At 26.8% G+C, this 20380-nt stretch carries 16 protein-coding genes, 1 pseudogene and 1 other annotated feature; of the genes and pseudogenes, 2 read left to right on the forward strand and 15 right to left on the reverse strand.

The genetic code is table 4. The features are described from left to right. Window positions 1–103: 103 nt before the first annotated feature. Window positions 104–739 (reverse strand): hypothetical protein, encoded by a 636-nt coding sequence (locus RDJ14_RS03020; protein WP_308149899.1) that lies wholly within the window; start codon window positions 737–739, stop codon window positions 104–106. A 1060-nt stretch (window positions 740–1799) separates the two neighbouring features. On the opposite strand from RDJ14_RS03020, the gene RDJ14_RS03025 reads away from it, so the two are divergent. Further along, window positions 1800–2780: a hypothetical protein gene (locus RDJ14_RS03025; RefSeq protein ID WP_308149900.1), complete on the forward strand. Its 981-nt coding sequence runs from the start codon at window positions 1800–1802 to the stop codon at window positions 2778–2780. A gap of 89 nt (window positions 2781–2869) precedes the next feature. Here the strand turns inward: RDJ14_RS03025 and aspS are convergent, their stop codons facing one another. From aspS to rplU, 14 genes and pseudogenes are all read right to left on the reverse strand, one after another. Beyond that, window positions 2870–4612: an aspartate--tRNA ligase gene (gene aspS / locus RDJ14_RS03030; RefSeq protein WP_308149901.1), complete on the reverse strand. Its 1743-nt coding sequence runs from the start codon at window positions 4610–4612 to the stop codon at window positions 2870–2872. A 4-nt stretch (window positions 4613–4616) separates the two neighbouring features. After that, window positions 4617–5885, reverse strand: a complete 1269-nt coding sequence (hisS, locus tag RDJ14_RS03035) for a histidine--tRNA ligase (RefSeq protein ID WP_308149902.1) — start codon at window positions 5883–5885, stop codon at window positions 4617–4619. A 279-nt stretch (window positions 5886–6164) separates the two neighbouring features. Continuing rightward, window positions 6165–8420, reverse strand: coding sequence for a RelA/SpoT family protein (locus tag RDJ14_RS03040; RefSeq protein WP_308149903.1), 2256 nt, complete (start codon window positions 8418–8420; stop codon window positions 6165–6167). A 10-nt stretch (window positions 8421–8430) separates the two neighbouring features. Next, window positions 8431–8952 (reverse strand): adenine phosphoribosyltransferase, encoded by a 522-nt coding sequence (locus RDJ14_RS03045; protein ID WP_308149904.1) that lies wholly within the window; start codon window positions 8950–8952, stop codon window positions 8431–8433. A 9-nt stretch (window positions 8953–8961) separates the two neighbouring features. Then, the gene (gene secDF / locus RDJ14_RS03050) at window positions 8962–11934 is read right to left on the reverse strand and encodes a protein translocase subunit SecDF (protein ID WP_308149905.1); all 2973 of its coding nucleotides are present in this window, start codon (window positions 11932–11934) and stop codon (window positions 8962–8964) included. A gap of 108 nt (window positions 11935–12042) precedes the next feature. Then, the gene (gene ruvB, locus RDJ14_RS03055; protein WP_308149906.1) at window positions 12043–12981 is read right to left on the reverse strand and encodes a Holliday junction branch migration DNA helicase RuvB; all 939 of its coding nucleotides are present in this window, start codon (window positions 12979–12981) and stop codon (window positions 12043–12045) included. After that, window positions 12968–13537 carry a Holliday junction branch migration protein RuvA gene (ruvA, locus tag RDJ14_RS03060; protein ID WP_308149907.1) on the reverse strand — a complete coding sequence of 190 codons (570 nt, stop codon included), beginning with the start codon at window positions 13535–13537 and terminating at the stop codon, window positions 12968–12970. The genes ruvB and ruvA overlap by 14 nt, the downstream gene beginning before the upstream one ends. 63 nt (window positions 13538–13600) lie before the next feature. Next, window positions 13601–14314, reverse strand: a complete 714-nt coding sequence (locus tag RDJ14_RS03065; protein ID WP_308149908.1) for a YebC/PmpR family DNA-binding transcriptional regulator — start codon at window positions 14312–14314, stop codon at window positions 13601–13603. Window positions 14315–14331: 17 nt separating this feature from the next. After that, the gene (gene nadE, locus RDJ14_RS03070; RefSeq protein WP_308149909.1) at window positions 14332–15075 is read right to left on the reverse strand and encodes an NAD(+) synthase; all 744 of its coding nucleotides are present in this window, start codon (window positions 15073–15075) and stop codon (window positions 14332–14334) included. A 30-nt stretch (window positions 15076–15105) separates the two neighbouring features. Beyond that, complete coding sequence (gene obgE / locus RDJ14_RS03075; protein WP_308149910.1) at window positions 15106–16386, reverse strand: GTPase ObgE; 1281 nt, start codon at window positions 16384–16386, stop codon at window positions 15106–15108. Between the two features lie 101 nt (window positions 16387–16487). Then, window positions 16488–17651 carry a bifunctional phosphopantothenoylcysteine decarboxylase/phosphopantothenate--cysteine ligase CoaBC gene (coaBC, locus tag RDJ14_RS03080; RefSeq protein WP_308149911.1) on the reverse strand — a complete coding sequence of 388 codons (1164 nt, stop codon included), beginning with the start codon at window positions 17649–17651 and terminating at the stop codon, window positions 16488–16490. 110 nt (window positions 17652–17761) lie between these two features. Beyond that, complete coding sequence (gene rpmA, locus RDJ14_RS03085) at window positions 17762–18049, reverse strand: 50S ribosomal protein L27 (protein WP_308149912.1); 288 nt, start codon at window positions 18047–18049, stop codon at window positions 17762–17764. Window positions 18050–18051: 2 nt separating this feature from the next. After that, entirely contained in the window at window positions 18052–18363 is a 312-nt protein-coding gene (locus RDJ14_RS03090) for a ribosomal-processing cysteine protease Prp (protein ID WP_308149913.1), read from the reverse strand. A 338-nt stretch (window positions 18364–18701) separates the two neighbouring features. Continuing rightward, a pseudogene (rplU, locus tag RDJ14_RS03095) lies at window positions 18702–18992 on the reverse strand (50S ribosomal protein L21); the annotation flags it as partial. A gap of 12 nt (window positions 18993–19004) precedes the next feature. Continuing rightward, window positions 19005–19078: a sequence feature (ribosomal protein L21 leader region), on the reverse strand. A gap of 288 nt (window positions 19079–19366) precedes the next feature. Between rplU and RDJ14_RS03100 the strand changes: the two are divergent. Continuing rightward, the gene (locus RDJ14_RS03100; RefSeq protein ID WP_308149914.1) at window positions 19367–20224 is read left to right on the forward strand and encodes a serine protease; all 858 of its coding nucleotides are present in this window, start codon (window positions 19367–19369) and stop codon (window positions 20222–20224) included. Window positions 20225–20380: the final 156 nt, after the last annotated feature.

The raw sequence follows: 20380 nt of genomic DNA on the forward strand, positions 1-20380 counted from the left end.
AATCTATTGTAAAATTTAATGGAGTCATATATTTCTCATCCTATCTAGTTTTTATTTTCAAACTAATTATATTTGATAAGGAGGGTATATGGCTCATTTTTTATTACTTTTTTAAATTTACACACAATCTTAGACTTAACCCAAATTTAGGACCTACATACATATTTTGCATATTAACTTCAGTATTATTTACTTTTCTTCTTTTAGGTCACACAAAGGCAATAGTTCTTCCCGTTTGTTCTTCCATTATTACTTCTTGTAATAGTTTAAGTATGTTATCTTTTCCATAAAGATTAGCAATAATATTATAAATATGTAACATTTTTTGTTTAAATTCATTAATTTTTTCATCACTTAATCCCGTTTGGTTTAATAATTTAGTTCAATTTACATTAATAGTAACATATGAACTTAAGCGATTGGTTGTTAAATCATGTTCCAAAGATGAATAATTTTCTCACCCTTTAACGGGATCATTTTTCAAGTACAAATTATCAAAATCTTGTTTAGATTGTTCACTAGCAGGTTCTGTAATTTTTTCTTCATAATTTTTAACAAAATTATAATATTGTTTATCATGTGTAATTCTTCAATAATTATCATTTAACATACTAACATAATAATCTCGATTATAAATCTCATTATTATAATTATAAATGCTAAAAAATACTATTAATATAATAGATATTATGGTAATAATTACGCTTCCTGATATTATTAGAACTTTTTTCTTTTTCATGAATTACCTCCAATATTTTCTAAATCTCAAAACTCTTTTTATCATTTGTATGAAAATAATTAAATAACTTGTGTTGATGACATTCTACCTAATATTAATAATTACTAAAAATGAAAAATTATAAAACAAATCTAATTACATTTTTACATATAATAATTTTAATAAGTAAAACATTACATAATTCATTATTTAAGTTTTTTTTACAACTCAGGATTTAAAAACTTATTAGTTGTAAACTATTCCTCTTATTATATAGCATTTATATATTTTTTATTACCTAATTATTTTAAAATTAAGCAAAATAATATTATTAAAATCTAAATATCATATATCTTTATATTAATCTAATAATAACTTCGAAAAACCATACTTTCAAATATTATGTGTTAGAATAAATGTAACAAGATTTATTTTTATCATATCTTGTTCGCAAAATATTTATATTTTATAACAAAAATAGTTATACAAGATAAAATGTTTACTATATTAATAATTGAGAGTAAAAATTTAATTAATAACTTAAATTTACTCTATATATAAAAGTGATGAAAAAACTAGTACATCGCTACTTTTCAACCAAAATTAAGCAAAATATTGAACTAGCTTTTAACCTTAAGAGTTAGTATTTAAAAACTAAGAAAAATAATTAAACAAGTTTATAAAAGTTACTATTACTCACAACTATTTCTTTAAAATTGGCTGCTTATATCATTCAAAAGAAAGTGTAAGCAAAATAAAATAGTTATTAACTATAATCTAATCTACTAGATGAACATTATAATTACTTTAAAAAATAAAAATCATTTAATCTGTTGTAAAAAAAATATTTCTTAACAACTAACATAATGAATTTTTAATTTTACTTCTTAAAAAAATCACTTAAAAAGCAATTTTATACTATAAATGCAAAAAGTCATTTATAATTATAGTAAGAATAATAAATATATTTTATTTGTTTAACCTTAGTACACTTTAAATTTTTATTTTATAAGATTAAATACTATTGACTATGCAATGAAAAAGCCAAAATTAGATATTTAGAAAGATAGGTGCCAAAATAATGTTAATTAACAAAACTGCTGATGAGTGCATTATTGAAACCGGTGGTGCTCTATTCCGATGTTTCGTTGACAAAAATTTAACTGTTGAACAAAAAAAGATGTGTCTCAATTGAATTATTTTATTTTTAAATTATCAAGATTCTGTAATACATCAAGATGAAAATAAAATAAGTAATTTACAAAAAGAATTAGCAGAAGCTTTTACTACTCCTTACTACAAAAAAGCATTACGAGAATTTAATAACGGTAATATTATTTATAACGAAAAAACTACACTTGCTGATTTTAATAATATTTGTTTAATAACTTCTTCTCAAGAAGTTATTAATACAATTACTCAATTTAATGAAACTTTTATTAAAAGTTTCATTAAACATCAATCGTCATTAAGCTTTGTTAATTTAAATACCATTTCAGAAAACTTCTTACTTTTATTCTTTGTAGTTCATTATCATCTTGGCTATAAATTTAAACAAGAATTACTTCCCATTGTCAGAACATTTACTGACGTTATTAAAACTCCAATTTATATTGAACATAATGATAGTCATGTGAAAATGTTATTAATTAAGAAAATTTTAAATGATAACGAATCATTCTTTGATGATATCGAACCAATTCATCTTCGTAATTTTATTCACAGTTTAGATGACATTTTCTCTGATGCCCTTAATATTAGTAATAAGATTGAAAAATTAATATTTAACAAACCTCATCGTATTAAATATTCAATGAATATGCTTTTAAAAAAATATGGTGTTGAATTAAAAGATGTATTATGAAAAAATGCTGAAGAAACTAATCCAACTATTGGCAATATGATTATGCATTTATTTGCTTATGAAACCTATTATGTTCAAAGAAATAATCATTATGAAATCTATGAACAATTGGTTTTAAATACCGTTTTAATTGACCCATTATACCAGCAAATATTTGCCGATTACAAAAAACGTAACAGAATTAATAAAGCTATTTAGCAGAGTAAGTCTAAATAGCTTTTTACATATTAAAATGATATTGTTTTTTCTTATTTATTTGACATTCTCATACTTAACTATTAAAATTATTATTTTTGCAAACTTAATCCTAACTCAACTAACTGTTCACTATCAATCACACTAGGACTATTCATTAATAAACAAATACCGCGATTATTCTTAGGAAAGGCAATTGTATCACGAATTGATTGACTATTAGTTAAAATCATTACCAATCGATCAATGCCAAAGGCAATTCCGCCATGTGGTGGTGTTCCATAATTAAAAGCTGATAAGAAAAAACCAAACTTACTATCAATTTGTTCTTTGGTTAATTTTAATAACACAAATATTTGTTTTTGCAATTCATAATCATGAATTCTGATACTGCCACCAGCAATCTCAAAACCATTTAATACTAAATCATAAGCATCAGCTTTTAATTGTGATAAGTCATTGTTTTTAATATTCTTTAAATCATTGGAATTTTGTGGATTAGTAAACGGATGATGACATGCTTGTCATTGCCCATTTTCTTCTTCAAACATTGGTCAATTAACAACTCAGACAAACTCATAATTATTAATATTAGTTAAAAAGTCTTGATGATGTTTTTGTTTTAATTCATCATTAATATAATGTGTTCTAATAGCACCCATAATTTTATTGGCAATACTCGTTGGTTCATAAACGAAAATTAATGTATTAAAATCATTGCTTTTAATCTTACTTAATGCTGCTAAATCTTCATTATTAAAAATAATATTACTATTATTATGAAATACTTTTTGTTTTGTTAAATCATAAATTATTAATGTTTTACCACCATGTTGAGTGCTGATTTCCGTTAATTTTTTAATTGTTACTTCATTAATTTTATCTTTTACTAAAAACCCTTTAAAATTTTTTTGGTTAATACTATTGGTTAAGTTCAAATTTAATAGTTGACACGTACAACGTAAATCTGGCTTATCACTTCCGTATTTATCCATAACTTGTTCATAACTAACTTTATTAAAACTATTAGGAATGTCTCCTAATTTTAAAGTTTTAAAAAGATTAGCTATCATTTTTTCTATTGTTAACATTACTTCTTTACTGGTAATAAATGCCATTTCAATATCTAACTGTTGAAATTCAGGTTGCCGGTCAGCCCGAAAATCTTCATCACGAAAACATTTAGCAACTTGGAAGTATTTATCAAATCCAGCAATCATTAATAGCTGTTTATAAATTTGTGGTGATTGAGGCAAAGCATAAAAATGTTGTTTTTGAATTCGTGCTGGTACTAAAAAGTCACGAGCACCTTCGGGTGTTGATTTAGTTAAACATGGTGTATCAATTTCTAAGAAATCATTATTGTTTAAAAAAGTACGTAAACAATTAATAATTTGATGTTTAAATTTTATCTTGGCATTCATTAGTGGACGTCGTAAATCTAAATAACGATATTGTAAACGTAATTCTTCACGTGCCATAATATCATTATTTTTAATATCGAATGGTAAATCTTTAGCCATACTTAAGTTAACAACTTCAGTTGCTACTACTTCAATCATGTCATTAGGTGAAATAGCATTTTTATTATTTCTACTTACTACTGTTCCAATAATTTTTACTACTGATTCTGTTTTTAAAGTTTTAGTAATTTCATAGCAAAAATTATCGTTTTTAACGATGACTTGTGTTAAACCATACATATCACGTAAATCAATAAAAATTCCAAATTTATTAATCCGAATTGATTGTGCTCAACCACTAATAGTAACTATTTTATTAATGTCTTTAATTGATAAATTACCGCAAGTGTGGGTTCTAAAAGTTTTATCCATGATTTTATTGCTCCTTTAATTGGTTTAGTATTTGTTGTAATAAATCATTATTACCTTTGAATTGAATAGGAATCATAACTTTTTTATCATATGAATAGATTGTGGAAGTGGTTTCATCTTTTAAAAATAATAAGTTATATGCTTTTGTCCGATTAATAATTTGTGATTTATGTTTATCTTGAAAACAATGGTATTCACCATCAACTTGATAGTTTTTATTACGTAGTTGTTGTAACAATCATGACATCATATTTAAAGCGTTATCACTTAAAGCAATAACTTGTAATTGCATAATTGGCTTGTGATTTACTTGTTTATTATTAGATAACAATAACATCAATCGTTCAATACCAATGGCAAATCCAATAGCTGGAATTGCTAATGGTGAACCTAGTTGTTGTAATAGATTATCATAACGACCACCACCAATTAATGTATTTTGAGTCTCACCAATTCGCGGGTCAGAGCTTGTAACTTCAAAAATAATACCAGTATAATAATCTAATCCACGAACTAAATATTCATCAACTTTAAAACTAATATTATGATTTGTTAAAGCTTCAGTAATTAAAGCAAAATTTACTTGTTCAATTGGTGATAAAATTTCAGTAATTTTAGGAATATCCAATGATAGTTTATGACAAATTTTGCAATCAAGAACACGAATTGGATTTGTGAAAGTTCGCATTTGACAGTTTTCACAAAATTGGGATTTTCTACTTAGTAAGTGTTCTTTTAAAATAGTTTGATATTTATTTTTAGTTTCATCAGAACCAAAATAATTAATGTTTAAACTTAAATTAGAAATTTCTAAATCTTTCATCATATTAATAGCCATCATCATTACTTCAACATCACTTAAGGGGTGATTAGTGCCTACAGTTTCAATTCCAAATTGGTTGAATTCACGTTGTCGCCCTTTTTGTGGTCGTTCGTAACGAAACATAGAACCATAATAAAAATATTTTAAAGTTTGTTTGGGTTTGTATAATTTATTTTCAATTACCGCACGTGCCAAACCAGCAGTTCCTTCTGGACGTAGTGCTAAAGTTCGATCACCTTTATCATTAAATTGATAAATTTCTTTTTGGATAATATCGGTTGTATCACCGACTGCTCGTAAAAATAAATGAGCATCTTCAAAAGTGGGGATAATGAATTCTTGATAATTATACTTAGCAGCACAAGTTTGTAAAATATTAATAATGTTGCGATATACAATTATGTCTTGTTCATAAAGATCACGTGTACCACGTGGTTTTTGGATTGTCATTGTTTTCCTCTCCTTTATAACTTAGTTAAGTTAATTTTAAAAATAAAAAATTCCTAAAATTATAGGAACGTTTTGTGAACGCGGTGCCATCCTAATTTACTCTTTGTAGAAACAAAAAATACTCTCAATTATCTTAAATCTTTAGTTGTTTGTTAATGATAATCAACAAGCAGTTTAATTGTCTTTAGTATTAATAAACCAGTATTTTCACCAACCATACTGTCTCTGAAAGTTTTGTTAATACATTTTTTAAACGCGTAAAAATATTATACTAAAATATTACATAATTATTCTATTTATTGTAATAATATCAGGAATTTTTTTAATTGATGAAATGATTTGTTGTAATCGTTCAATATTAGAAACTTTAATTAAAATTTTTAATGTTCCTGTCCGATTAATTATTGATTTATTATTAGCTTCAATACTTTGAATTTGGGCTTTTAAATAACCTAAAATATTTAAAATATCAGTCATTAGTGCTGGACGATCTAAGTATTGAATTAGAATACTTGAATTATAAGTTCTATTGCTAGTAACTAGCAAATTTCAAATTGTTTCAATGACACGTTCTTTTCGTTCGGGTAAACTAACATTAGGACAAATAACACGATGTACTTTAATACCTTGTCCTTTGGTAATATAACCAGCAATTGGTTCATCAGGAATTGGTAAACAACAGTGGGCTAATGATGTTTTAATGTTAGGAGCATTTTCAATTAAGATATCATTGCTCCTGTTTAAGTTCATTTCTGAGTATTTTTTAATTTTTAGTTCTTGGAAAGTTAATGAATCAGTATATAAAATATTAGTAACTGCTTGTTCAATGGTGTAAGCACCATTAGCAACATCTAAGCAAAAGTCTTCATATGTTTTATATTTTAACGATCTAATTCGTGACATGATGATACTACGTTTGGCAATTTTTCAGCGAACATGGTTGTCAATAATATAGTTTTCCATCTTCTCTTTTGCTTTTTTAATTTTTGCTTTATTTTCTAAATCTTTAAGCTTGATTTCTTGATTTAATAATTCTTCTTGTTTATTTAAATATTTTTTGATTTTATGTTGGGCAAAATTAGTTTTAACAATACTTAATCAATCACGATTAGGGTGAGCGGTTTTTGAAGTTTTGATTTCAACAATATCACCAGATTTTAAAACAGTATTAATTGATGAATAAGTACCATTAATTCGCGCTCCGACTGTTGTATCACCAATTTCAGTATGAACTTTGTAGGCAAAATCTAAAATAGTAGCACCCAATGGTAATGTTATAACATTACCATTGGGTGTTAAAACATAAATTAAATCACTAAAAATGTCTTGTTTAATTTCTTTTTCTAAATTACTATATTTTGCATTATCTTCTTCAATGGTATTATCATCAACAAACTGATTCATGGCATTTAAGTTTAAAATTTCTTGGAAAATATTTAATTTTTCATCAATTTCTGCTTGTCGTTTTTTGGGGTTTTTCGTTTCACCATCTTTATATCGTCAGTGAGAAGCTGCTCCTGTTTCGGCAAAATCTTCCATTTCATCAGTTCGAATTTGTAGTTCATAAATTTCATTATCAAAAACAACTGAAGTATGTAAAGATTGATACATATTATTTTTAGGAGTAGCAATATAGTCTTTAAATCTTCCTGGGACAGGAGTAAAACTTTGATGAATATAACCTAAAATTGCATAACAACTATCAAGCGTATTAGTAATAACTCTAATGGCTAAAATATCATGAATATCATCAAAATCTTTTCCAAAATAATACATTTTACGGTAAATAGAATATAAGTTTTTACTACGTCCATAAATTTTAAAAATTATTTTTTTATGTTGTGATAAAGTTTTACTTAATTCTTGAATAATAGTATTAACTAAATTTTCACGTTTTTCACGATCAATATTAATTAAATTATCAATCTTTGTATATTCTTTAGGATTAAGAACAGCAAATGAACGGTCTTCTAATTCTGATTGTAATTGACGCATTCCTAAACGATGGGCAATAGAAGCATAAACTTCTAATGTTTCTTTAGCAATGATTTGTTGTTTTTCTTTACTTAAAAAATTAATTGTTCTAATATTATGTAATCTATCTGCCATTTTAATAATAATAACACGAATGTCATGGGCTAAACTTAAATATAATTTACGTAAATAATTAGCTTTAATTTCTTTTCGTTTTTCTTTAGCAAAATGACTAACTTTTGTTACTGCTAATACTAAGTCAGCAACTTCTAGTCCAAAATCCTCTACTAATTCCTCAAATGTAGTTGGTGTATCTTCTAAAATATCATGTAAAAATCCAGCTTCAATTGAAGCGATATCTAAATGTCAGAGAACTAAATTATATGCTGTTGATAATACATGATAAACATAGGGGTCACCGTTTTTGCGAAATTGTCCCTCATGTTTTTTAAGTGCGTATTCATAAGCAACAGTAATTTTTGCAATTTGTTTTTCATCTTTAATAAATGTTTTAGCTTCCACTAACAGTTGATTAAAGTCTTTACAAGTCAAATTATCCATTAATTTCCTCTTAAAATTTAAGTATTTCTAATAGTGGAACATTATTAAAATGATGTTTATTTTCAAATTCTGATAATGAAATTAAACTAGCAATTCCTACCACTTGGGCTTGCGTTTTTTTAGTTAATTCAATACAAGCGTTAATGGTTCCTGCCGTAGCAATCAGGTCATCAATAATTACTACTTTATCATTTTTAGTAAGGGCGTTCTGATGAATTTGTAATATCGTACTACCATATTCTAAATCATATTCTACTTCATAAGTTTTACCAGGTAATTTTCCTTTTTTTCGTGCTAATACCAATTTGATACCTAATTTATAGGCAACGCCAGCGCCAAAAATAAAACCTCTTGCCTCAGGAGCAACAATAGCAGTTGCTTTTTGTTCACTAATAAACTTGGCAAAAATATCAATTATACTTTGAAATGCTTCTGGATTAGTTAATATCGGATTAATATCTTTAAACTGAATCCCCTTAATGGGAAAATCAGGAATATTTACAATAATATCTTGCAATTGGTCTTTTGTCATTTAATTCACCTATTCATTTATACCTTCAACAACATATTCATCTGGTCCAACAAAATGTTTTTTAATTTTATTCAAACGTTTTTTATAACAAGATACCCTTCATCGTTCGAAGTAACTTCACATTCACGGAGCAATAAAGTAAGAAGTAATTAAACTCACTAGTGAACCTACTAACATTGATAGAGCCACAATTCAGAAACTAGGAATAACGAGCATTACTACTACTGATGATAATAATATAATTCCATTAATTATTAATGTTCTTGGTAATGATTTTTGCACACTTTCATTAGAAATAGCAATAATTTCTTCTTTTGTTAAAACTTTAGTTTGATTATTATTAAGTTTTATTTCACGAATGTTATCAAAGATAACCATCACGCTCATAACTATTAACATCATAACTCCTAATAATATTCCCACAATTGTTGTTGAAATAGTAATATGAACTAAACTAATTATAGCAAGTGTCATAATTAAACCGAAGATAATAGCTAAAATTAATGGTAACACATATGTTAATTGGAATCTAATAATAATATAAATCAAGATGATAACAAATGATAAAGAAATGGCAACAACCATATTGATTAATAAGTCAGAACCTGATTTAGATACAACTTGGTCAGGTTTAGATCAACTGACTGATGAGTTACTAGTTCATTTAGAATTAGAAGTAATAAGTCCTAAAAAATTAATAAACTCATCTTTTTGCTGACTATTAATATTTATATTTGTTTCAATATTAACGTTAAATTGATATTGACTTCCAATGCCACCTGCTAACAATGTATAGTTAATGTTTTTAAAATATTTATCAAATTGTACACTTTTTTTAATTTCTGGTTTAATTTCATTAATAGTATCTTCAGCAGTTTTAACAACGCTATAGTCAATACTTGTTGGAGAACCACTAACAGTAGCTAGTCCAATAAAATCAGTTCTACTATCAAAACCAGAAGCAAAATTAGCACCAATAACACCATAAGTAACACCAGAAGCGATGATAAGAACAGCAGACCCAGAAAGTATTCATTTGCTTCATTTACTAAAAATATTGGAATTAGTTATTTTAAATTTATTAATAAAACTTTTAAATTTTGAATCTGTTGGTACAGAATCTTTATTTTTTAATTTTTTATTAGTAACGTTTTTTAAAGTATTATCACTAGTAATTTCTTCTTCGCTAACTTTAGCATTTAAAACAACATTATTTTTTCGATAAATATTTGTTCCTAGAATTTTTGGTTTATCTTCTAATCAATTTTTACTTATCATTCCTCATAAAATTAATCGTAACAATAATATGCCAAAAACAATAACCCCAAAAGTGGCAATTGAAGTCATAATAACAAAACCTTTAATGGCTCTTGTCCCAAATCAGAAAATAACTAAACTAACAATTAAAATAATAATACTATTATCTAATGATGATGATAATGTTTTTTTATTTGCTGCTTTAAAGGCAGTGGTTAGAGTTTTACCTTCAGCGTGTTCTTTTTTAAAACGTTCTAATAAATTAATAACAGAATCAACTAATAATGCAAAGCCAATAATTAAAGCCAATAAACTTTCGGGAGCAAGAATTCCACTAATGAAAGTAAAACTAACAATAGTAAATAATAAAAATGAAGCAAGCGTTATTAAAACTATAATCCCTAATAAACGGTAATAGAAAATTATTAACACCACTAAAATAATAACAGCTAATGCTAAAACGATTATAATAACTTTTAATGAATCAGCACCTAAAGAAGGGGCAACTGGTGAATTACCAATTAAAGTAAAACTATTTTCTGATAATCCTGATGATAGAACATTTTGAAACTGTTCAGCACTTTCTAAGTTAAGACCAGTAACTTCATCACCAGCAGCAATTAAGGAATCACTACTTGGTTGAATTGCTCCTACTCAATATGGTGTATAACGATAATCAATAACATCTTGGTTTAAAATATTAGAAATGTCATCTAGACGTACTAAATCATGAATATAAGGCAATCATGCATTCATAGGTGATATTTTTTTACTAGTTTCACTAGCTGATGGATCAAAACGATCTTGTGGGTCATATGTATTAGTATCAACATTAGTATCAACTGAAAGAATATTAGCGCTATCAATCATATCAGTATATTTTCAAGCAACACCAAAGCCACCATTTTTACTAATATCAAGTAAATTTCTTAACAATGGACTATTTTGTTTTGCTAATTGTAAAACACTAGTGCCATTACCAAGTCCGGGTGTATTAGAATCTAATAGTGAAATTAAACCAGTACGTTCTTTAGCATCTTTTACTGGATCAAGTTTATCTATAAAACCGGCAAGCAAATTAATACCTTCAACACTATTACGAACATAGTCTAATAATTGCCCAATATCTGAATAAATATAAAAAGTTGAATCTTTTTGAGCTGTTAAATCGGTTAAAATTTCTTTATCTTTAACAATAAAATGAAGTTCTGGACGATGTGAAGCTTGATTATTTTGAACAATAATCTTGCTAAAAACATCGCTTAATTTTAATCTTTTATCGCGAGCTGATCATGTTTTTGCTTTATCATTATATTTTGTTGCTAATAAATCATTGCCTGCTTTGTCCATAAGATAAAAATAACCACTACGTGCAGCGTTATGAACAAATGCTGAAACCGAAACACCAGCATCTTTACTTAAAGATAATTTATAATTTTTACCGTTACCATTAGTAATACTTTCAATGTTAACATTACTTGTTCCTAATGGATCAACTCGATTTTTTAATAAATTAACAACATCTTTTTGTGTGCCTTTACCATTATATTGAACTTGTGTTTCATAGCCACCAGCAAATTCAATACTTAATTTACTATTATTTTCAATGTAACTAGTGCTGAAAATAACTGATATGGTAATCGCTGAAATAAAAATTAGTAAACTGAAAATTCTTAGAAAAAAGGCAAGGTTTTTAGTTTTTCTTGCTTTAGAAGAAGTGTTCATATGTTCCTTCACTCCTAAATTAATTTATTTTTTTGTATAAGATAAAATTCATTATACATTAATAATCACTATATAAGAATACCAATAAAAAGAGCAAAACACAATTGTTTATATAACAATTGTGTTTTGATTATTAATAAGATAATCTTTACCTATCTTTGTAATTTTACGACCTTGTGTTGTTTTACAAATTAAACCATGCTGAATTAATAATGGTTCATAATGAATTTCAATGTTTTTTACTTCTTCATTTAAAAGTTGGCTGATAGTTTCAATACTTAAACTTTTATTGATATTAGTTTTATTAAAGAGTGACAAATAAGTTAATTGGGTAATATTTAAACCTAATGGATAAATTTGTAAAAAAGATAAGATATTTAAAATATTATTCTCGTTTAATTCCAAATTCATGGCTAAATAATAATTATGTATTTGCTTAATATTATTAATAATAATGCGAGGAATATTACGGCAATTATGAGCAATAATAGTAATAACTTCACTTGTTATTTTTCATTCTAAATGATTTATAGTTTTAGTAATAATAGTTTTAATATCTTGAAAATCATAACTTGTTAATTGTAAAACATTGGGAATGCGACTAATTAAAGCTTTGGTTAGCATAGCAACTTTATTAGTTGCACCAATAAAGGTAAAAGGCGGTAAATTAATTTTAACAATCTTGTTATTATAATCTTTACCAATCATAATGTTAATAAAATTGCCTTCTAATGCTGAGTAAAGAACTTCTAAGATTTCATAATTAACAACGTGAATTTCATCAATAAAAATAATGTCATACGGTTTAATATTAGCTAAAATACTAATAATATCACTACATTTATTAATACTTGTTCCTTGTAAAAAATGTAAATTAACTTGTAATTGTTGGTCAATTAATTGACCAATAGTAGTTTTACCAGTACCTGGAGGACCAATTAATAAGATATGACTTAAAGCAATATTTTGCATTTTGCTAGCTGTGATTAAAATACTAATACGCTTAATTACATTTTTTTGACCAACAAAACTATTAAAAGTAACCATTATTTAAATCTCTAATGGCAATCGTAATAATTTCTTCAATTGATAACTCTCAATTAATGTTTTGTAAAATATAATTATTAATACTAGTTTTTTCAAAACCTAATTTTAAAAGTGTATCAAAAACAAGTATTGATTTTTGATAATGAATATCATCATTACTAACCACAGTTAGCTGATTACTAAAATAAGCAATAACATTAGTAGCAATTTTGGTGGTTATACCTTTGCATTGTTGCAATACTTTGTTATCTTGATTAGTAATAGCTAATTTAATAGTAGCAATCGGTAATTGATTTAATAATTTGAGTGCAGTTTTAGTTCCGACACTTCGTACATTAAGCAAATCAATGAAAAATGTTTTTATCTCTTTTGACAAAAAAGCAAAATATTGTTCAAACATTGGTTTTTGATAAAAATAAACATAAATTTTAATTTTAGTGTTAACTGGTAATGTCTGCAAATTAACCCCTGTTAAAAGATAACCACGATTATTACACTCAAAAACAATATTATTTGTTAAGATTTCTTTAACAACACCAATCATATATTCATCCATTAGTTTTTACCTCCTTAGTTGTCTTCGCTAATAATTACAACTAAAAATAATAAAAACCTTTTTTTATTTTTGAAAATTATGTTCAATATCTAAAACATCATCGTCATCTTCAATCGTATCAAATAAATGCATTAATATTTTAACTTGTTGTTCATCTTCAATAGTAACAAAATCATTAGGAATATTTCTAATATCATTAGTAATAAATTCATTAATGCCATTTTTTTCTAAAGTACTAGTTGCTAATGCTAATTGTTGTGGTTTTAAAGTAATAAGAACAACATCATCATTTTTTTTAATATTAAAAATGTCAAAGTCAATTACCATTTCTAAAATTTCATCGGCAGTTAAAACACTATTGAATTCAATAACTCCTGTTGTTTGAAATAAATATTGAACAGCATTGAACTGACCACCCACTTTATTAAAATAACTACGAATGTTACTGGCCGTACGATTTTTATTATCATTTAAACAGTGAACAATAATGGCTACATTGTTAGGACCAAATCCTTCATAAGTAATAGCATCATAATGGGTTGTTTCATTTTTGTTAGTGGCTTTATTAATAGCACGATTGATATTATCTTTGGGCATATTAATTCTTCGTGCTTTTTCTAAAAGTAATTTTAAGCGGGGATTACTTTCAATTTTTTCTCCGCTTAGTTTAACAGCAACATATATTTCACGTGATAATTTTTGAAATACTTTACCACGTTTATTATCTTGGGCATCTTTACGATGTTTAATATTAGCATATTGTGAGTGTCCAGCCATAATTTCATTCCTTTGTATTATTTTCGATTTCATTTAGGAGCTTGGGGTAATGGTATACGTTTGTGCTCACTATTTTTGTGCATTATTTCAATTCTAGTAATAACATCACTGGGAATTGCGATTTTATTACCAAGTAAATATTGATCTAATTGCTCGTATTTAAATTGCATTTCTGATTCATCAGTTTGTCCTGGAAAGAGACTTGCTGTGGGTTTTCGAGCAATAATTTCTGGTGTTACTCCTAATAATTTAGCACTATTAATAACATCTTGTTTTAGGAGATGAATAATTGGCAGTAAATCAACACCACCATCGCCATATTTAGTAAAGTAACCAATATGTCATTCATCAGCATTATCAGTTCCCACAACTAAGTAGTTTTCATTTTGTCCTAGTGCATACAATGTTGCCATTCTTAGTCTAGCTTTAATATTGCCTAATACTAATTGTGTTTTTTCAAAATTTAATGAACTATTAATAGTCGTTTTTAAAGTATTAAAGGTTGGTGTTAAATCAACAATTTGACTTCTTAAACCGTGAGTATTAACTAATTTCTGCGCATATTCAACATCAATGGGGTCTGATTGGCATGGTAAAATAACACACAAGTGGTTATCTGGAAATGCTTCTTTCATTAAAAGTGAAACAACAGCAGAATCAATACCTCCACTTAGGCCAACAATGACACCTTTAGATTTAGTTTTTGTGACTTGAATTTGTAAAAATTTAATAATTACTTTTAAATATTCTGTTAATACCATTTTTTCACCTCTCTGTTTAATATTATAATCCTATTCTCAAATAAATTCATAACCATAAATTACAACGTGATGGTCTTTTTCAATACCTTGTTTTCGCAATTCATCATAAACACCAAGGTCTTGAAGTTTAATTTTAAATAATAAAATGTTTTGATAAGTGTTTAAAGGATTTTTTTGATAAATAGCTTCAATAGTTTTACCAGTAATATTTCAACGGTTAGTGGCACTACGATTAATAATTATTTCTGGTGTTTCTTCTTTATTAATGTATTCATAAACAATGTGTTCATCATTAATATCTTCACGGTTATCTTGATAATGTTGTTCTTTTTTAACAGCGTCAAAAATGTTTTGAATTAGTGGCTCTAGATTAGTTCTTTTCATAGCAGAAATAGCAAAAATTGGTAACTTAATTTGAACTTGTAGTTTTTCTAAGTTGGTTTGAGAATTTGGTAAATCAATTTTATTAGCAATAATGATTTGTGGTTTTTTTTCTAAATCTTTATTGTATCTAGCAAGTTCATTCATAATTAATTCATAGTTTAAAAAATGGTCTTGGGTTTCATCACTAATATCAATCATATGAACTAATACTTGACAACGTTCAATGTGGCGAAGAAACTGTAAACCTAAACCTTTCCCTAAACTAGCGCCAGCAATTAATCCTGGTAAGTCAGCCATTACAAAGTTGTCGTTTTTATTAACTTTAACAACACCGAGATGAGGATTAAGCGTAGTGAAGGGATAATCAGCAACAGTAGGTTTTGAAGCAGAAATTGCTCCTAACAGCGTTGATTTACCAGCGTTAGGTAATCCAACTAATCCCGCATTAGCTAATAATTTTAATTCGCAAATAATTTCAAATTGTTGACCAAGGGTTCCTTTTTCGGAAATTTTTGGAACACGGTTAGTTGCAGAAGCAAAACGGGCATTACCACGACCACCAACACCACCACCAGCAATAATAATTTCTTGCTTGTCTTCAACAATATCACCAAGAATATTCTGAGTTTTAATATCTCTGACAAGTGTTCCTAATGGCACTTTGACATAAGTATTGTGTCCTTTTCTACCATGCATATCTTTAGGAGCACCATTTACACCTGCTTCAGCAATAATTTCTTGACTTTTTCGTAAATCTAGTAAAGTATTTATACCTGAGTCACCAACAAAGATAATGTTACCACCACGACCACCATCGCCTCCTGATGGACCACCTTTGGCAACATAAAGTTCACGACGAAAGGCAACAACACCATCACCGCCCTTACCTGCTTTTACTTTTAATTTGGTTACATCAATAAAACGCATTTGTTTACTCCTTTTAAATATTTGTCTAGTTTTTATTATAGGCATGTTTTGAATATTTTTAAACTATTTATTGTTTAATTATTAGTAATATAATAGGAGATTTATTTTCCTTGACCAATAATATTCACTATTGCTCTTGCAACATCAATTTTACTACCTTGTAATTTATGATTTTGATTTTTAAACACAAAATTAACTTCTGTTTCATCATTACCCATAACTTTAATATTATTAATAACCATGCCGTCACATTTTTTAGTTTTCATTTTTGTTAATCCTAAGGTTATATCATTACTATCTTGAGCAACAAAACCAATTAAAGTTTGCGTTGTTTTTATACTACCTAAATGCTTTAAAACATCAATATTAGGTACTAATGATAATGTTATATTTTCATTTTTGGTTTTGTTAATTTTATTTGCTATATACGTAGCACTTTGATAATCATTGAGTGCTGCAGCGCAAAGGATAATATGAGCAACATGAAAGTGTTTTATCATTGCTTGTAACATTTGTTCATTAGTATTAGCATTAATAACTGTTAAATTAGGGTGGCTTTCAATCTTAACATCAAGGTCACCAACGATTGCTATTACCTTAGCATTAGTTTTTAAATAAGCAACAACTAAAGCATTACCCATTTTTCCAGATGAATTATTAGTAAGATAGCGAATAGGGTCAAGATAAGTTCTGGTGCGACCATAATTAATTAAAATAGTTTTATTAGTTAAATCAAGAGGAATTTTAAAATGATTATTAATTATCTCAAAAGCTTCGGTAGGTTCTTTTAGTCTGCCATCACCAGTAATTTTGCAAGCTAACATTCCTGCATCAGGATTAATAACAGTAATATCTTTCATTAAAGATAAGGATTGATAGTTATTTTGAAATCCTTGATTGTGATACATATAATGATTCATAGCAGGAAAAATAATTTTAGGTACTGGACTTGCTAAAAAAATAGCCAAAGCTAAACTATCAGCAATGGCCAATGTTGCCTTGCTAATAAAACTCATGGTTGCTGGATAAACAACAATTAAGTCAGTTTTTAATGCTAAATTTGTATGATTAATAATATCTGCTTTCTCATAAAGTGTTTTTTCAAACATTTCGCTATGATAAGGAAAATCTATTTTTGGTAAAAATAATAAACTACTTTTTGTACAAATTACATCAACAAGAAAATTTGCTTGTAATTTATGTAATAACTGAACAGCCTTAGGGGCAGCAATACTGCCGGTAATAATTAATGTAATATGTTTCACACCAGTTACCTCCTATCATTATGTTTTAACTAATTAATTTCCTTTTATAAAAAATAAAACCTATCTTCAAACATGAATATTGAAAATAGGTTTAACATTTGATAATGATTTTAGATTTTATTAACTATAACAGAAACACGAGTTTTGTTTTTTTTAAATGTTGTATACTTAACTATTCCTGGTTTTAAAGCAAATAATGTATCATCGCCACCACGACCAACATTTTCGCCAGGATGGATTTTAGTCCCACGTTGACGATAAATGATTGTTCCTTCTTTTAGACTTTGACCATCACTAATTTTAGCACCTAAACGTTTAGAATGAGAATCACGTCCATTACGAGTTGATCCTACTCCCTTTTTTGAAGCAAATAATTGTAAATTTAATTGATAACGCATGCTTACACCTCCTTAATTTTTAGATATTTCTTATACTGAGCACTAATGGTTTTTAATTGTCATAACATAGTTTTTAAAATTACTTGGTTATCATTATTAATGATAATAACTTTAATTTTAACTAAACCTGATATATTGTTAATAACTTTGATTGTTTTACTTTCCATTTGGTCTAAAGCATTTAATGCCCCAATCACAATTGCTGAGACAGCTGCACAAACAATATCATTTCCTAATTGTGAAAAATTAGCATGACCAGTAATAGCAACTTCATTAATGTTATTATTTTGATAATTATAAGTAACGTTAACCATGTTTAATTATTACCTAGTAATTATTTTTTTGTTGCTTTTTCATCATCTTCGCTAATAACTTTAACAGTCATATTTTTATGATCAAAAATAGTTTTTACATTGCCTTCACTAATAACAGTTTTTGTAATATCATCTTCAGGAACTAATTCTGTTTTAGTAGTTTTTTTTGCTGGTTTTTTTGCTACCTTAACAACAGGAGAAGTTTGTGCTTTTTCTGGAATAACTTTAGTTACTGCAGGAGTTGGTTCTTTAGTAGTTAAAATAGTTGTTTTTACTTCTTCGTCTTTAATTGTCGGAGTTGGTGCTGGTTTTTCAACTACACTTTTACCATTAATTAAAATATCAGTAATCAATACTTTTGTATATGGCTGACGGTGTCCATACATTGTTTTAGAATTTTTCTTTGGTTTATATTTGAAAACTCTAATTTTTTTTTCTTTATCTTGTTTTAAGATTTCGCCATGAACTTCAGCACCTTCTAAAAAAGGCTGACCAAAACTTTGACCAATCATTAATACTTTATCAAAAATAACTTTATCTTTTGTTTCGCCAATAATTTTTTCAACAAAAATTTCTTGACCTGAGGTAACATTAATTTGTTTTCCTCCTGTTTGAATAACTACAAACATATCTTTCTTACACCTCCAGTTTAGACTCGCCTTATAGGTGGAGATAATCACTTAATTTACCTAAAGCAGAGCGGTTGAAACTGCATAAACAGTCTTAAATATTATAAATTATTTATTTTGAAAAGCAATATAAATCTTATATTTGTTTTTATTTTTGTAGTATGTTGTGTCGTTATCTTTTAATTATATTTCACATTCTACTCATGCCAATATCCAAAATGTGTTTCTAATTTACAATTCTTTGCAAAAAAATCTAGTGTTTTTTTTAAACAAAAAGGTGTTAAAATTAGTATAGATAAAAATATTTACTAAATTTAAATAAGTTTTATCTAATTTTTTTTAAACTTATGCGTACATAAAAAAGGAGAATGAAAATGAAACTTTTATTAACAACATTAAGCCTTTTAACAATTGGAACAACTACAGGAAATTTAAGTAATAAATTAAATACAAATGTAATAAATTCAAATAATAATTTAAAAGTAACTAATGGAACTAATGTACCAGAAGATAAATATCCTTGATTTTCTTCAATAACACTTGTTGCAAATCCCATTAACCAAACTGGATCAGGTGGAATTTTAATTGCACCAAATTGAGTATTAACTGCTGCCCATGTTGCAGCAGATTTTCATCCAGAAATATCACCAGAAAATAATGCTAAAATGGTTTTTGGATTATATGACACAGTTAATTATGATAAAAGTAAATTAGAAATTCGAACAGCAAAAAAAATTATTTGTTGGGGAGGGCCTCATAATGTTGACTTAAAAAATGATATTGCTTTAATTCAATTAGATAAACCAATTACTGATATTAAACCAATCAATCTATATTCACAAAGTCAAAAACCGATTAAAGGTACCACTACTACTGTTATGGGTTATGGTTTAATTACTAAACCAGATAGTACAATTGATTTTCCAACCCATATGCAAGAAGTTGATATCCCTGTTTTATCAGGTGATGTTGTTAAAGACCCAAGATGAACTATTACTGATTTTGATCCAAAATCAAACATTTTGGCGGAAGTAATTACTGGCAATAAAAGAATTAATGCTTCTAAAGGAGATAGCAGAGGACCTTTAATTAAAAAAATTAATGGTAAATATTTTGCTGTTGGAATTGTTAGTCACGGCCCCGTAAATGAAAATTATTTTACTCCCGAACCTGCTATTTATACATTTACTGGTGCTTTTAATGATTGAATTCAAAATACCATTAAAAATTAAAAAATAATTAAACCATATTTATAAATAACACAAAAAAAGGTCTTTAAAGACCTTTTAATTTTTAGCTTCTTAATTAAAAGTTATGAATCAAATCTAATGAATAAAATAAGTATGAATTAATTAAAAAGGTCATGTTTAACTTTAATAGTAAGAAGG

It is taken from the genome of Spiroplasma sp. AdecLV25b (genome assembly GCF_030913225.1).
In the GTDB taxonomy this organism is placed as follows: Bacteria; Bacillota_I; Bacilli_A; order Mycoplasmatales; family VBWQ01; genus Spiroplasma_E.